Genomic DNA, 14,684 nt, shown 5'->3' on the forward strand with positions numbered 1-14,684 from the left:
GGTGTGCTGCCGGCGGCTTGTTGTGGGGCGGGGTGGCTACGCGCGGACGAGCGCGAGGACCTCGTCGCGGATCTTTTCGAGGGTCGCGGTGTCGCGGGCCTCGACGTTCAGGCGCAGCAGCGGTTCCGTGTTGGACGGGCGCAGGTTGAACCACCAGTCGGCGGTGGTCACGGTCAGGCCGTCGAGTTCGTCGACGGTGGCGTCGTCCCGGGTGCCGTAGGTCTTGCGGACGAGGGCGGTGCGGCCGGCCTGGTCGGCGACGGTCGAGTTGATCTCGCCGGAGCCGACGTAGCGGTCGTAGGAGGAGACCAGGTCGGAGAGGGGGCCGGGCTGGCCGCCGAGGGCCGCGAGGACGTGGAGCGCGGCGAGCATGCCGGTGTCCGCGTTCCAGAAGTCCTTGAAGTAGTAGTGCGCGGAGTGCTCGCCGCCGAAGATGGCGCCGGAGGTGGCCATCTCCTGCTTGATGAAGGAGTGTCCGACGCGGGTGCGGACGGGGGTGCCGCCGTGTTCCTTGACGACTTCGGGGACGGACCAGGAGGTGATCAGGTTGTGGATGACGACGCCGGTGCCGCCGTTGCGGGCCAGTTCGCGGGCGGCGACGAGGGCGGTGATGGCGGAGGGGGAGACGCCCTGGCCGCGCTCGTCGACGACGAAGCAGCGGTCGGCGTCGCCGTCGAAGGCGAGTCCGAGGTCGGCGCCCTCGGCGAGCACGCGGGCCTGGAGGTCGACGAGGTTCTTCGGGTCGAGGGGGTTCGCCTCGTGGTTGGGGAAGGTCCCGTCGAGTTCGAAGTACATGGGGACGAGGTCCAGCGGGAGGCCCTCGAAGACGGTGGGGACGGTGTGTCCGCCCATGCCGTTGCCCGCGTCGACGACGACCTTGAGGGGGCGGACGGCCGTGAGGTCGACCAGGGCCTTGAGGTGGTCGGCGTACCCGGTGAGGGTGTCCTGCTCGGTGATGGTGCCCGGGACGGTGCCGGCGGGGACGGCGGGGGCGCCCTCGTCGGTCCACTTCTCGGCGAGTTCGCGGATGGTGGCGAGGCCGGTGTCCTGGCCCACGGGGGCGGCGCCGGCGCGGCAGAGCTTGATGCCGTTGTACCGGGCCGGGTTGTGCGAGGCGGTGAACATCGCGCCGGGCAGGTCCAGCGTGCCGGAGGCGTAGTACAGCTGGTCGGTGGAGCACAGTCCGATCAGGGTGACGTCCACGCCGCGGGCGGCCGCGCCGCGGGCGAAGGCGCCGGAGAGGGCGGGCGAGGAGGGGCGCATGTCGTGGCCGACCACGATGGCGGTGGCGCCGGTGACCTCGACGAAGGCGGCGCCGAACAGTTCGGCCAGCGATTCGTCCCACTCGTCGGGCACGACGCCGCGCACGTCGTACGCCTTGACGATGTTCGAAAGATCTGCGGCCACTGCCTGCCCCCCTGAAGGATCCGTGCGGTGGGGCAAACCTACCCTGTGCCCGGATCGCCCTTTCGGAGGAGCCGAGGGGCGGCGGGCGGGGTCAGGAGTCGGGTGAGCGCAGGACGCGCAGGTGTCCTCTTCGGGTCTCGCCGGGGGTGGGGGCGCCGGGTCCGGAGCCGCCCGCCTGGGCCGCGCGGTCGTGCGGGCGGGCCGCCTCGCGCACGGCGTTGGCCAGGGCTTCGAGGTCGTCGCCGCTGGGGCGGGAGGGGGCCGAACCGTCGGTCAGGCGCACCACGTCCCAGCCCCGGGGGGCGGTCAGGCGCTCGGAGTGCTCGGCGCACAGGTCGTAACAGTGGGGTTCGGCGTAGGTGGCGAGCGGGCCGAGAACTGCGGTCGAGTCGGCGTAGACGTACGTCAGTGTGGCGACGGCAGGGCGGCCGCACGCGGTGCGCGAACAGCGACGTACAAGGCTCACGACGTTGGACGGTACCGCACTCTTGACCGGGCCGCGACGACTCCCCCACCGGGTACGCCCCCGTGTCGCCCTGAACGGGCCCCGACCCCGGCCGGATTGCTCGCGGTACGACATGGGGCCGTGCCCGCCGGGAGGCCCTGCCGGGGGGCAGGGTGACGGCTACCCTGCGAGGGTGACGGACAGCCCGCTGAAGCCCCCGATTCCCACGAGTCCCGAAGGGACCCCCCACGAGCCGAGGCCCCGGCGGCGCGACCGCCACGGGCGGGGGATGCGGGGGCCGGTGGCGCCACCTCAGGTGCCGCTGTCGGCGAGCCGGGCGGAGCTGTTCGGTGATCTCGTACGGGATTCCGTGGAGCGGTTGGAGCGGCGCTGGACGCAGCTCGCCGAGGTGGAGTTCGTGGTCGCGGACGTGCCGGGGCCGCCGGGTGGCGCGGACGGTGGTTGGAACGACGAGGCGGTGCCGCTCGGCGGGCTGGTGGAGGCCCGGGACGGGCGACCGGCGCGGATCGTGGTGTTCCGGCGGCCGGTGGAGATCCGGGCGAAGGGGCGCGACGAGAAGGCCGTGCTGGTGCACGAGATCGTGGTGGAGCAGGTGGCGGAGCTGTTGGGGCTCTCGCCGGAGATCGTGGATCCGCGGTACGGGCAGCAGGACTGACGGCCCCGCCGGCGCGTGCGGCGCGGGGCTTCGCCGGGTGCCGGCGGAGCCCCGCGGCGGTTCACCTGGTCAGGATCGAGAGGTCCTCGACGGCCTTGGGGACCGAGACCGTGGAGAGGTCGTCGGCGAAGGGCTGGATGGTGAACATGGGGATGCCCTCGTGCGGCAGGGTCAGCGTGCGGGAGGCGTACACGGGGCCCCCGGACAGGGTTTCCAGCGTCAGGGCGTAGGCGCCCTTCGCGCCGGTGGGGACCGGCGGCGGGGACACGGCCAGGGTGGTTCCCGCCTTGACGGTGACTTCCTTGACGGTGGGTTCGCCGCCGTCGGTGCCCGGTGAGGCCGTGACGCGGACCTTCGCGTCCTTGCCGCCCGCGGCGGTGAGGGCGAGCAGGGTCGCCTTGTCGTCGAGCCGGTTGTCCGCGACGGTGGCCCGTGCGCCCACGGGGGCGGTGGCCGGGAGGAAGCCCAGCTCCTGCTTGGCTCCGGTGCCGCGGACCACGCGGACGGCCGCGACGATCGGGGTGGCCTTCTTCGGGTCCGCGGGGGTCAGGTGGAGGGAGCCCACCTCGCCGCGGGTGAGGTCCTTGAGGTCCACGCTCGCCGTCATGCCGGCCTTGACGTGCAGTTGTTCGTTGCCGGCCGGGCTGATGGAGCCGCCGGGGCCGGCCAGTCGCAGGTTGAGGTCGGCGTCGTCCTCGCCGGGGGCGAAGGCGACGAGCCGGACGGAGGTGGCGTCCGCCGGGATGCCGGGCAGGACGAGGCTGCCCGTGGGTCCGGTGGACGCCGGCAGCCAGTCGACGCCGACTCCCTCCTCGGCGATCTGCGCGGTGGCGCCGACCCGGCCGGTGACGACGGTGACGCGGGCGGTGAGGTCGGTGAGCTGGGTGCCCGGGAGGAAGTCGGACAGCATCACCTTGGCGCTGGCGCGGGGGTCGACCTTGTAGGGGAGCCGTTCGGGGCTGCCGGGCTTGTCCTTGAGCAGGCCGTCCGGTCCGTACAGCTTCACCTGGACGGTGGCCTCGGTGTCGTCCGGGTTGGTCAGGTGGATGGAGTCGAGGCGGCCCTTGGCGCTGCTGAGGGCGGGGAACCAGAAGTCGGTGCCGGGCGGTGTGCAGGCGACGCCGAGGAGGCCGCGGGACTGGCCCACCGCGACCTTGGTGGTCTGTTGGGCGGTCCAGCCGGGGGCCATGGCCCCGTCGGCGAAGCCGGTCAGCGGGGGCGCCTCGGCGCCCGAGGCGGCGGCTCCGGCGGGCTTGCCCGGCTCCTTGGGTTGCACGACGGGCTTGCCGTCCCTGGTGAGGAGCCGGGCCGTGCCGCGGGCGCCCGGTTTGCCGGGGGTGATCGAGGTGTACGTGGTCTCCGCGATGTCCGAGGTGCTGGGTGCGGGGCACGTCAGCACGGACCGTTCCACGGGCATCCGGGAGGCGCCCGCGGCGCCCTCGGCGGCCGGGGCGGCGGGGGCGGTCAGTGAGGCGATGCCGGTGACGGCGGCCAGCGCGGCGGCCACCGCCGCGAGCGTCAGGGGTGCGCGCTGCTTCACTGCTGGGGGCTCCCGTCCGGACGCGGTTCGTGCTGTCCGTAGGTGTTCTCGTACGGCTCGTACTGGTACGGGTACTGCTGTTGCTGCTGTTGCTGGTAGGGGTCCTGGGGCGGGTACGGGTACGGCTCGGCGTACTGCTCCCGGGTGGGCTCCTGCGGGGCCTGCCGCTGCTCGTACGGGTAGTCCTGGTACGCGTACCCCTCCTCGCCGTAGGCCTGCTGCGCGGGGATCTGCGCGTACGGGTCGGCGACGGCGGCCGTCGGGGTCGCGGGCCGCTGTTCGGCCTCGGCCTCCGCGCGCAGGCGGCGGGCGCGCCGGCCTTCCCCGGCGGCGTCGGCCTGGGCGGGGATGGCGGCGTCCTCCTCGGGGAGGTCGTCGTCGAGGCGTGCGCGGCGGCCCGGCAGGGCCATCACGAGCAGCACCAGCGCGAGGAGGCCCTGGGCCCAGTGCCAGGCGTCGCGGCCGGCGGCGTCCTCGTGGACGAGGTCCAGGCGGCCTTCGCCGGCGGGCAGTTCGAAGCCCTGCGCCCAGCCGTCGACCGTCTTGGCCTTGAGCGGCTCGCCGTCGACGGTGGCCCGCCAGCCCGGGTCGGCCCGGTCGGCGATGCGCAGGACGCGGCCCTCCTCGCCGGCCGGGATGGTGGTGTGGACCTCGACGGGTCCGGCTTCGATGGCGACGGGGGCCTGGCCCTGGCGGCCGGGGACGATGACGGCGCGGGCCGGGGCCCGTTCGACCTCCCAGGAGGCGACGTCGTCGTCCTGGACGGCCTTGAGGCCGGGGGTGGCGTCGAGTACCTGGCGGAAGTGGGCGGGCGCGCCGGGCTGGAGGACGACGTAGCGGACGGCGAAGTCGTCGAGCTGGTCGGACTGGTCGGCGCCGGAGCCCGAGACCAGGCTGGAGACGACCTTGGTGAGGCGGGGTTCGGAGCCGGCGCCGGCGAGGAGTTCGGCGTCGCCGAGGCGGGCGCCGGAGCCGCGGACCAGGCTGTAGGAGACGGTGGCGGGCGAGTCGCCGGTCAGGACGAGGGTGCGGGTCTGGTTGGTGTCGCCGCTGAGGTAGGCGGCGGCGGCCGGTACCTGGGCGGGGTCGCGGCGGGTCAGCGGGCCCTCGGCGCCGGAGAACATCCAGCCGGCGGCGGCGAGCAGCGGGCCGACGGCCGCGGCGAGTCCGACGAGCGCGGCGAGGGGTTGGCGCCAGCCGAAGCTGCTGGCGGCGACCCGGTGCTTGGCGCCGTCGGCGCCGAGCAGGGCGGCCGCGAGGAGGCCGATGCCGTAGACGAGGGTGGCGGGGCCGGCCCAGGTGTCGCGGTTGAGGAGGACGGCGAGGAGCAGCCCGGTCAGGGCCGTGGCCCAGGCGACGCGGACGGCGAAGCGGCGGTCGGCGCGCAGCAGGGCGGCGAGCGCGGCGAGCAGGACGCCGATCAGGAGGAGTCCGCCGCCGGCGCCGGGGCCGCCGGGGCTGATGCCGAGCAGGTCGAGGGCGCCGGCGCGGGCCCCGTAGGGCAGTCCGGCCTCGCGCAGGAAGCGGGTCGGGTGGGTGAGCAGGCCCAGGGACCAGGGGGCGAGTACGAGGAGGGGTACGCCGAGGTTGGCGAGGAGGCGGGGTCCGTACGTCTTCCAGCGCGCGCGGCGGGTGATGAGCGCGGCGGTGCCGAGGACGAGGGCGAGCGGCCACACGACGGGGGTGAAGGCGGTGGCCAGGGTCAGCAGCAGGGTGTACGTCCACAGTGCCCGCCAGCTGCCTTCGGCCTCGGGTCCGCCCAGGCCGAAGGCGGTGACGGCGGCGCGGGCGATGAGCGGGAGCAGGACGGCGAGGACGGCGGTGCCGAGGAGGCCGCCGGCCAGGGCGCCGGTGACGGCGGGGAGGAAGGCGTAGGCGACGGCGGCCCAGGCGCGCAGCAGCCGGGATTCGAGGAGGGGCCGGGACGCGAAGTAGGCGGTGAGGCCGGCGAGCGGGACCGAGCAGACGAGCAGCAGGGTCAGGGCGGCCTGGGTGGAGCCGTACAGCAGGCCGGCGACGGCGCCGAGCACGGCGAGGTAGGGCGGGGCCCCGGTGGTGGTGCCGAGGCCGACGGGCTGCCAGTCGGTGGTGTAGGCGCGCCAGAGGTCGAGGCCCCGGTCGGGGGCGGGGAGCAGGGCGCCGCCCATGAGGGAGCCGCCGAAGAGCAGGGAGCGGCAGGCGACGAGGGAGACGAGCAGGAGCAGGGCGAAGAGGACGGGGGCCGGGTTGCGGGCGATCCGCTTGAGCCGGGCGAACTGTTCGATCTCCAGGTAGTCGGCGTCGTCGCCGCCGGGGCCGGATTCGATGGCTCCGCCGTGTCTGCTGACGCCGGCGGAGTCGCTGTCGCGGTCGGCGCCGAAGTACCCGGCGAGTTGTTCGACGTTGGCGCGCAGGGTGGCGCCGGGCGGCGGGAAGAGCGGGCGCAGTTCCTTGGCGGGGACGACGGCGCCGCGGCGGGCCTTGCGGGCGGCGAGGAGCCGGCCGGGGCGGAGCAGGGTGGCGAGGAGGCCGGTGAACTCGTCGACGGCTTGGCCGGGGGCCTTGCCGACGAGGTAGCCGAGGGTGCGCAGCAGGGTGCCGAGGAGCAGCCGCAGCAGGACGTACGGCAGGGCGCGGCCGGAGCTGTTGGTGAGCACGGTGTAGACGGCGCCGGCCTTGTCGACGCGGTGGGCCCCGACGGCGGAGCGGCCGGCGCAGTCGACGGTGCGGCGTTCGCGGGCGGCGGCCTCGGCGTGCCGCATGACGGCGTCGGGGGCGACGAGGACGGTGTGGCCGGCGCTCTGTACGCGCCAGCACAGGTCGACGTCGTCGCGCATGAGCGGGAGCCTGCGGTCGAAGCCGCCGAGGGCGTCGTAGACGTCGCGGCGCACCAGCATGCCCGCGGTGGAGACGGACAGGACGGGGCGGATCTGGTCGTGCTGGCCCTGGTCCTGTTCGCGGCGGTCGAGTCCGGTCCAGCGGCGGCCGCTGCGGGCGATGGTGACGCCGGCTTCGAGGAGCTGCTTCTTGTCGTACCAGCCGCGCAGTTTGGGGCCGATGACGGCGGCGTCGGGGTTCTCCTCGGCGACGCGCAGCAGTTCGGCGAGGGCGTCGGGTTCGGGGGCGCAGTCGTCGTGGAGCAGCCAGAGCCACTGCACCGGTTCGCCGTGGGGGAGTTCGGGGAGGTCGTACGCGTCGTCCCGCCAGGTGCGGCTGACGGGGTCCCAGCCGCTGGGGCGCTTGAGGTAGGGAAGGTCGTCGGTGGTCGGTACGCCGGCGGTGCGGACGGCCTCGTCGACGGCGGTGCCGAATCCGGTGCGGCGTGCCAGGTGCAGGACCCGGTCGGCGCCGAGGGCCTCGGTCAGCAGTCGCGCGGACTCGTCGGCGCTGCCGGTGTCGGCGGCGACGTGGTTCTGCGCGGGGCGTTCCTGGCCGAGGAGTCCGGCGAGGGCGCGGGGGAGCCAGCGCGCGCCGTCATGGGCGACGAGGACCGCGGTGACGACGTGCCGGGGGAACTCGGGGGTGGCGGCGCCCTGGTGGGAGGCCGACGAGTTGCTGTGCAGGGACATCGCGGTACGGGCCCTCCGGCCGGGGGTCCGGGGGTGGTGTGCCCTCGGAGGCTGCTGGACAGCGCCCCACACTAACGGCTCGGAACACAGCGGTCCGCCTCCTGCGGGGAAGGTGCGGGAGGCGGACCGTTTGCTCTGTTCGTCCTGCGGTTCGGCGCGCGGTTCCGGACGGGGCGGATCCGCGGGTGGATCGTACTGCGGGCCGGTCTTCGGGAGGGTCGGCGGCCGGTGTGCCGGCGGATATGAGGTGCGTGGTGCCGTCGGCGCCGGGCAGCCGGCGCGCGGTGCGCCTCAGACCGCCGCCTTCTTCAGGCGACGGCGCTCACGCTCGGACAAACCGCCCCAGATACCGAAGCGTTCGTCGTTCGCGAGGGCGTATTCGAGGCATTCGGAGCGGACCTCGCAGGCGAGGCAGACCTTCTTGGCTTCGCGGGTGGAGCCGCCCTTCTCGGGAAAGAAGGACTCGGGGTCGGTCTGGGCGCAGAGTGCGCGCTCCTGCCATCCGAGCTCCTCGTCCGCCTCCTCGACCAGCAGTTCCTGAAACAGCTCGGTCATGTGCGCCCCTCGCTCTGTCTGTGCGTCCCCGTGGTGTTGCCGTCACTGATCGCTACGTAACGACACGAGTGAAATTACAAGTGGGGGGCTCCAGCGCAGTCAAGCCGAGATCTGCTATTGGGCCCCTTATTCACTCTGCGGAACCAAGCGTATGCAGTAAGTGTTCATATCGCCAAAAATCGTGACACATGCCACTGGCCTGAAAGCAGCGCCCGAAACGGCACCCCGCCCTCACCCGTAGCCGACGTGACACCGAGTGACGTGGTTGCGATCCGTCCCGAGATGCGGCGCGGATCACAGTCAGGTCACGAGTGGCGTCAGTTGGTTTGAATTCCGATTGACACGACTCTCGGGGCGGCACATGCCCCGGTCCCCACTGCACAAACCTTTCTCCGGACGCAGTAACCGGATGAGGTGAAACTTTTGCCTCAAACCGGACATTGGGTTGACAGTCCGACCCATCGCCGGTTCTCCTTGTACGCATGTCAGCGCCCGCAGTCGCCACCTGGACCCCCATTCGTGGGTTCCTGCGCGCTGCCCAGGTTCACTGTTGCTGTTGCAGCTGTTGATGCCACCGGAGCCACGGCTCCCCTGAGCACCGGCTCCCCACAGCAACCGCCAGCACGACTGACATCCGTCGAGGACTCCCCCGATGAACAGCACCACCGCCCCGCACCCCACCGCCGCGGCCCCCGCCGTTCCCTCCTTCGCGACGCCCATGGTCGAGAGCGACCTCCAGATCGCCGGCGACATCCTCTCCGTACAGCACCTCCTCCAGCCGGCCCGCGAACACCCGACCACCGTCGCCGAGTTCGTGGGCCTCGCCCGTTCCATCGCCGCGAACCGCGCCGAGTGGGAACACCTGGTCCAGTACGACGCCACCACCCGCTGGTACCACCGACTGCGCACCGGCCCCGGCTACGAGGTGTGGCTGCTCAGCTGGGTCCCCGGACAGGGCAGCGGCCGGCACGACCACGGCGGCTCCTCCGGCGTCCTGACCGTCCTGGACGGCGAACTCACCGAGCACGCCCCGCGCGGCCCGCTGACCCTGCGCGCCGGGTCCCAGCGCGTCTTCGCCCCCGGCTACGCCCACGAGGTCGTCAACGACACCCTCGACGGGGCGGTCAGCCTGCACGTCTACTTCCCCGGCCTCACCGAGATGCCGATGCACAGCTGCTCCCCGGCCAGGCCGGAGGCCCTCTCCGTCTGATCGACGGACGCCCGACCCGCCCCGCCCGTCACCCGACCACCGCCCCTCGACGGGCGGCCCGCGGCTGACAGACTGTCCGCATGCGCATTGTTGTTCTGGCCGGCGGCATCGGCGGCGCCCGTTTCCTCCGCGGACTCAAGTCGGCGGTTCCCGAGGCGGAGATCACGGTCATCGGCAACACCGGTGACGACATTCACCTGTTCGGGCTGAAGGTGTGCCCCGACCTGGACACCGTGATGTACACCCTCGGCGGTGGCATCAACGAGGACCAGGGTTGGGGACGCACCGACGAGTCCTTCACCGTCAAGGAGGAACTCGCGGCGTACGGGGTCGGACCCACCTGGTTCGGCCTCGGCGACCGCGACTTCGCGACCCACATCGTCCGTACCCAGATGATCGGCGCGGGCTACCCGCTCAGCGCCGTCACCGAGGCCCTCTGCGACCGCTGGCAGCCCGGGGTCCGGCTGCTGCCCATGTCCGACGACCGGGTCGAGACCCACGTCGCCATCACCGAGCCCGGCTCCGGCGAGCGGCGCGTCATCCACTTCCAGGAGTACTGGGTCAAGATGCGCGCCGCGGTGGACGCGGAGGCCGTCGTACCCGTGGGCGCCGAGCAGGCCAAGCCCGCGCCCGGCGTGCTGGAGGCCATCGCCGCCGCCGACGTCATCGTCTTCCCGCCGTCCAACCCGGTGGTCTCCGTCGGGACCATCCTCGCCGTGCCCGGCATCCGGGAGGCGGTGGCCGCCGCCTCGGCCCCCGTCGTGGGCCTCTCCCCCATCGTCGGGGGCGCCCCCGTGCGCGGGATGGCCGACAAGGTGCTGGCCGCCGTGGGCGTCGAGTCCACCGCCGCGGCCGTCGCCCTGCACTACGGCACCGGCCTGCTCGACGGCTGGCTGGTGGACACCGCCGACGCGGCGTCCGTCGCGGAGGTCGAGGCCGCCGGGATCACCTGCCGTGCGGTGCCGCTGATGATGACCGACCTCGACGCCACCGCGGCGATGGCCCGGGCGGCGTTGGAGCTGGCGGAGGCCTCCCGGTGACCGTTCCCTCCTACGAGGTGCGGGCCGTCCCCGGGATCCCCGAGGTCGCCCCGGGCGACGACCTGGCCGCGCTGATCGCGGCGGCCGAACCGGGGCTGCGCGACGGGGACGTCCTGCTGGTCACCTCGAAGATCGTGTCCAAGGCGGAGGGCCGGATCGTCCGGGCCGATTCCCGCGAGGACGCCATCGACGCGGAGACCGTGCGCGTGGTCGCCCGCCGGGGCGCCCTGCGGATCGTCGAGGACCGCCGCGGACTGGTGATGGCGGCGGCCGGCGTGGACGCCTCGAACACCGCCCCTGGCACGGTGCTGCTGCTCCCCGAGGACCCGGACGCCTCGGCGGCCGCGATCCGCGAGGGGCTGCGGGCCGCGCTCTCGGTGGACGTCGGCGTGATCGTGACGGACACCTTCGGGCGCCCCTGGCGCTCCGGGCTCACCGACGTGGCGATCGGCTCGGCCGGCGTACGGGTGCTGGACGACCTGCGCGGTGGCGTGGACGCTCACGGGAACCCGCTCAGCGCGACGATAGTGGCCACGGCGGACGAACTGGCCGCGGCCGGCGACCTGGTCAAGGGCAAGGCCTCGGGCCTTCCCGTGGCCCTCGTGCGCGGGCTGTCGCACCTGCTCGGCGAGGGATCCTCGGCGGCCGACCTGGTCCGCCCGTCCGTCGACGACATGTTCCGGCTGGGGACCTCCGAGGCGGTACGGGAAGCCGTGACGCAGCGGCGCACCGTACGGGCCTTCACGGACGAGCCGGTGGACCCGGGCGCGGTCCGCCGGGCGGTGGCGGCGGCCGTGACGGCCCCGGCCCCGCACCACACGACGCCGTGGCGGTTCGTCCTGCTGGAGTCCGCCGCGGCGCGGCTGGAACTCCTGGACGCGATGCGGGACGCGTGGATCGACGACCTGCGGCGGGACGGCAAGTCCGAGGAGTCCGTCGCGAAACGGGTGCGGCGCGGCGACGTGCTCCGCAACGCCCCGTACCTGGTCGTGCCGTGCCTGGTCATGGACGGGGCGCACGACTACGGGCACGCGCGCCGGGACGCGGCGGAGCGGGAGATGTTCGTGGTCGCGATGGGCGCGGGCGTCCAGAACTTCCTGGTCGCGCTGGCCGGCGAACGGCTGGGCTCCGCGTGGGTGTCCTCGACGATGTTCTGCCGGGACGTGGTGCGCAAGGTGCTGGCGCTCCCGGAGGACTGGGACCCGATGGGGGCGGTGGCCGTGGGCCACGCCGCCGCGGCCGCGGCGGAGCGGCCCGCGCGGTCGGCCTCCGCGTTCGTCGAGGTGCGCTGAGGCCGCGCCGGTGCCTGGAAGGGGGGAGGGGTCGCGGGGAGACCGCGGCCCCTTTCCTCGTACCCGGGGTGCGGCGCGCACCGGGGTGGGGGGTCGGCGCCGGAGTGGGGGTCAGAGGCGGCCGATGTCCGTGCGCGGCATCTTCGGCGTGCGGCGGGGCGGGACGCGGCCGGCCAGCAGGATGAGGCGGGCCGCGCGGTGGCGCTGGCCCTCGTACGGGGCGAGGAGCTCCAGCATGGCCGCGTCGTCCGCGTCCCGGTCCCCGGCGAGGGCGTAGCCGACGATGCCCGGCAGGTGGAGGTCCCCGGTGGTGACCGCGTCGGCGGCGCCGTTGCTGCGCTGGAGGGTCTCGGCGGAGGTCCACGGGCCGATGCCGGGTACGGCCTCCAGCCGCCGGGTCGCCGTGGCGAGGTCCATGGCGACGGCCTCCTCCAGCCGGTTCGCGACCCGGGCGGCGCGGACGATGGTGGCGGAACGCTTCGAGTCGACGCCGGCCGTGTGCCAGTCCCAGGACGGGATCATGGCCCAGACGCGGGCCGTCGGCATCACGTACAGGTCCGGGCGCGGGCCCGGTGCGGGCTCGCCGTGGCGGCGGACCAGCCGGCGCCAGGCGCGGTAGGCCTCGTCGGTGGTGACCTTCTGCTCCAGGACGGTCGGGATCAGCGACTCCAGGACCAGCCCGGTCCGGGTCAGGCGCAGTCCGGGACGGCGGCGGTGGCTGGCGTGCACGAGCCGGTGCCGGGGCACGAAGGCGGCGGGGTCGTCGGCGGCGCCGAGGAGTTCGGGCAGCCGGTCCAGGATCCAGTCGGCGCCCGGCCCCCAGGCCTCTGCGCCGACCTTGCCGTCGGCGCCGGCGACACGGAGGGTGGCGGGCCCGTCGGGGGTCCGGCTGGTCTTCCACACCGAGCCGTCGGGGCTGGTGCGGAAGGTGGGGTCGGCGGGGCCGCGCCTGAGGGGGCCGAGGGTGAGACCCAGGTCGACGGGTCCCTCGGGGGCCCATACCCGGCTCCGGGCGTCGGTCGCCTCCCCCGCCGGGTGGCCCCGGCCCGCGGGCACGTCGGTGCGGCCGCCGCGGATCGCGGTGCGGGTGAGGGGGTCGAAGCGGCCGGCCATGCCTTTGAGCGTAGCCGGGTGGGGGGTGGGGCGGGGCCGGGCCGTTTGCGGGCCCCCGGCCCTGTGGGAGGGCCGACACCCCGGCCCCGGCCCCGGCCCCGGCCCCGGGCGGCGGGCGGCGGTCGGCCGGAGCCGTGCGGCGCCGTGGCGCGGAGCGGCCCCGGCTGCGCCGGGCTTTCGGGGCTCCGCCCCGGACCCCGCGCCTCAAACGCCGGCGAGGCTGGATCGGCCCGGCCCCGGTGGGTCCGGACGCCGGCGGCCGGACCACCCGCGAGGCTGGATTGGCCCGGCCCGGGTGGGTCAGCGGCCCTGGAGTTTGGCCGCTGAGGTTCGGGCCGGGGGGAGTTTGCCGTAGAGGAGGCGGCCCGGGCATTCCGTGGCGAAGCCGTCGCGGTGGCCCGAGATGACGTTGAGCTTCACGTTGCGGCCCTTGGCGTACAGGTTGCCGCCGCCCGACTTCAGGGTGGCCTTCGCCCGCGGGTCCGCCCCGAAGAGGCCCAGCTTCCAGGCCGTGAGGCGGGCGACCGCGTTGACCGAGGCGGCCGGTGGGGTCGTGGAGGTGTACGAGCCGATCACCGCGATGCCCATGCTGTCGGTGTTGAAGCCCATGGTGTGGGCCCCGAGCACCGGCTTGGCGACGCCGCCCGCCCGGCCCTCGTAGACGGTGCCGCACTTGTCGACGGCGAAGTTGTAGCCGATGTCGCGCCATCCGCTGCTGACCACGTGGTAGCGGTACAGGCTGCGCAGGACCGCGGGGGCGTCCTTGCAGGCGTAGTTGTTGCCGGAGGCGGTGTGGTGGACGAAGGCGGCCTTGACGGTCTTGGTGTAGACGAAGCCCTTCTCGCGCAGGCCCTCGTCCGCGCCCCAGCCCTTTCGGGTGACGATGCGGGGGCGCGGCCCGATGTACGGGCGCCCCGCGGCGGCGAGGGACTCGTCGGCCAGGACGGCGTCCGCGGTGGAGTCGGCCTTGTTGAGTTCGGTGATCTCGTCGGCGCCGATCGGGGCGAGCGGGACGTTGGCGGAGGAGGACTCGGCCATCTCCATCGTCATGCCGGGGAGGAGGACGGGTTCGCCCTTGTCGTCGCCCTCGGGGTCCTCGTCCGGGTCGTCCTTCGGACCGGCGTTCTTTCCGTCGATGGTGATCGGCGGCGTCTGCGCGCCCGGGTCGACGAGTTCGATCCGCATCCCGGACGGGAGGCGGGACGGGGCGCGGGTGGTGGTGGCGCCCGTCTCGGCCTGGACGCGGACCTCGACGCCGTCGGACTCGCCGACCCACAGGGGGGCGGTGCTGCCGCGCACGCGGCCGGATCCGCGTTCCACCGCGTCGGGGTCGGCGGCGTGTTCGCTGTTGTGGGTCTCGACGTCCTGCCAGCCGGACCAGGTGGACGTCTTCACGGAGCGGGTGCGGACCTGGACCCGGCCGAGGAGTTGGGTGCTCGCGTCGTCCCAGACGACGCCGACCAGCGAGAACGTCTTGACCTCCCGAGCGGTCAGGCCCCGCGCCTCGGGGAGGCGCGGCGAGGTGCTCGTGCCGGGGGTGGCGGTGGCGCGGTCCGCCGTCGGGCCGAGCGGTACGAGCCGCAGTGACTGGGTGGACCCCGCGGGGTCCGCGGGGGCGACCGCCCCCGCGGAGGGGGTGGCCAGGGCGGGAGTGGGGAGCGCGAGCGGCATGGCCAGCGCGGCGGCCGTCGCGACGCCGATCGAGGAAGCAAGGAATGCACGCATGAAAAGATGCTCGGCACGCTCACCGGCGCGCGCCATCGGAGAACTGACGCCCCGTCCGGTACGACGTCGATACCCCTCCCCCGTACGGGGGAGTCCGGGGCCGCCGTACGGAGGAGGGCGCCGCGTACCCTGT

11 protein-coding genes are annotated in these 14,684 nt (G+C 74.2%); 4 read left to right on the top strand and 7 right to left on the bottom strand.

The features are described from left to right. Positions 1-36: 36 nt before the first annotated feature. Both OHA84_RS15305 and OHA84_RS15310 read right to left on the bottom strand, forming a co-directional pair. Positions 37-1,407, bottom strand: a complete 1,371-nt coding sequence (locus OHA84_RS15305) for a phosphomannomutase/phosphoglucomutase (protein ID WP_266971235.1) — start codon at positions 1,405-1,407, stop codon at positions 37-39. Positions 1,408-1,498: 91 nt separating this feature from the next. After that, a complete protein-coding gene (locus OHA84_RS15310) occupies positions 1,499-1,873 on the bottom strand; it encodes a DUF3499 domain-containing protein (protein WP_053681310.1) in 375 nt (124 codons plus the stop codon). 112 nt (positions 1,874-1,985) lie between these two features. Here OHA84_RS15310 and OHA84_RS15315 point away from each other — a divergent pair, with 112 nt between their 5' ends. Further along, positions 1,986-2,528, top strand: coding sequence for a metallopeptidase family protein (locus OHA84_RS15315; RefSeq protein WP_078999266.1), 543 nt, complete (start codon positions 1,986-1,988; stop codon positions 2,526-2,528). Positions 2,529-2,589: 61 nt separating this feature from the next. Here OHA84_RS15315 and OHA84_RS15320 read toward each other — a convergent pair whose 3' ends face one another. The 3 genes from OHA84_RS15320 to OHA84_RS15330 form a co-directional block, all read right to left on the bottom strand. Then, the gene (locus OHA84_RS15320) at positions 2,590-4,068 is read right to left on the bottom strand and encodes a DUF5719 family protein (protein WP_053681306.1); all 1,479 of its coding nucleotides are present in this window, start codon (positions 4,066-4,068) and stop codon (positions 2,590-2,592) included. Next, positions 4,065-7,616 carry a glycosyltransferase family 2 protein gene (locus OHA84_RS15325; protein WP_266971232.1) on the bottom strand — a complete coding sequence of 1,184 codons (3,552 nt, stop codon included), beginning with the start codon at positions 7,614-7,616 and terminating at the stop codon, positions 4,065-4,067. Before OHA84_RS15325 ends, OHA84_RS15320 begins: the two co-directional genes overlap by 4 nt. Positions 7,617-7,907: 291 nt before the next feature. Next, the gene (locus OHA84_RS15330) at positions 7,908-8,171 is read right to left on the bottom strand and encodes a WhiB family transcriptional regulator (RefSeq protein WP_003983763.1); all 264 of its coding nucleotides are present in this window, start codon (positions 8,169-8,171) and stop codon (positions 7,908-7,910) included. Between the two features lie 718 nt (positions 8,172-8,889). On the opposite strand from OHA84_RS15330, the gene OHA84_RS15335 reads away from it, so the two are divergent. The 3 genes from OHA84_RS15335 (at position 8,890) to OHA84_RS15345 (ending at position 11,713) form a co-directional block, all read left to right on the top strand. Further along, positions 8,890-9,381 (top strand): cysteine dioxygenase family protein, encoded by a 492-nt coding sequence (locus OHA84_RS15335; protein WP_053681347.1) that lies wholly within the window; start codon positions 8,890-8,892, stop codon positions 9,379-9,381. Between the two features lie 80 nt (positions 9,382-9,461). Continuing rightward, on the top strand, positions 9,462-10,421 hold the full coding sequence (cofD, locus tag OHA84_RS15340) for a 2-phospho-L-lactate transferase (protein ID WP_266971230.1): 960 nt from the start codon (positions 9,462-9,464) through the stop codon (positions 10,419-10,421). Beyond that, the gene (locus OHA84_RS15345; RefSeq protein WP_053681299.1) at positions 10,418-11,713 is read left to right on the top strand and encodes a coenzyme F420-0:L-glutamate ligase; all 1,296 of its coding nucleotides are present in this window, start codon (positions 10,418-10,420) and stop codon (positions 11,711-11,713) included. Before cofD ends, OHA84_RS15345 begins: the two co-directional genes overlap by 4 nt. Positions 11,714-11,824: 111 nt before the next feature. On the opposite strand, the gene OHA84_RS15350 is transcribed toward OHA84_RS15345, so the two are convergent. Further along, positions 11,825-12,826, bottom strand: a complete 1,002-nt coding sequence (locus OHA84_RS15350; RefSeq protein ID WP_266971228.1) for a DNA-3-methyladenine glycosylase — start codon at positions 12,824-12,826, stop codon at positions 11,825-11,827. Positions 12,827-13,126: 300 nt separating this feature from the next. Continuing rightward, on the bottom strand, positions 13,127-14,551 hold the full coding sequence (locus OHA84_RS15355) for a peptidoglycan recognition protein (protein WP_053681344.1): 1,425 nt from the start codon (positions 14,549-14,551) through the stop codon (positions 13,127-13,129). Positions 14,552-14,684 lie beyond the last annotated feature (133 nt).

Origin of the sequence: Streptomyces sp. NBC_00513, assembly GCF_041431415.1 — a bacterium.
Taxonomy (GTDB): Bacteria; Actinomycetota; Actinomycetes; order Streptomycetales; family Streptomycetaceae; genus Streptomyces.

What these genes read in the sequence shown, in the direction of transcription:
- OHA84_RS15315 (WP_078999266.1), top strand. Translation starts at nt 1,986, where the DNA reads ATGGGGCCGTGCCCGCCGGGAGGCCCTGCCGGGGGGCAGGGTGACGGC.
- OHA84_RS15325 (WP_266971232.1), bottom strand. Translation starts at nt 7,616, where the DNA reads ATGTCCCTGCACAGCAACTCGTCGGCCTCCCACCAGGGCGCCGCCACC.
- OHA84_RS15330 (WP_003983763.1), bottom strand. Translation starts at nt 8,171, where the DNA reads ATGACCGAGCTGTTTCAGGAACTGCTGGTCGAGGAGGCGGACGAGGAG.
- OHA84_RS15335 (WP_053681347.1), top strand. Translation starts at nt 8,890, where the DNA reads ATGGTCGAGAGCGACCTCCAGATCGCCGGCGACATCCTCTCCGTACAG.
- cofD (WP_266971230.1), top strand. Translation starts at nt 9,462, where the DNA reads ATGCGCATTGTTGTTCTGGCCGGCGGCATCGGCGGCGCCCGTTTCCTC.
- OHA84_RS15350 (WP_266971228.1), bottom strand. Translation starts at nt 12,826, where the DNA reads ATGGCCGGCCGCTTCGACCCCCTCACCCGCACCGCGATCCGCGGCGGC.
- OHA84_RS15355 (WP_053681344.1), bottom strand. Translation starts at nt 14,551, where the DNA reads ATGCGTGCATTCCTTGCTTCCTCGATCGGCGTCGCGACGGCCGCCGCG.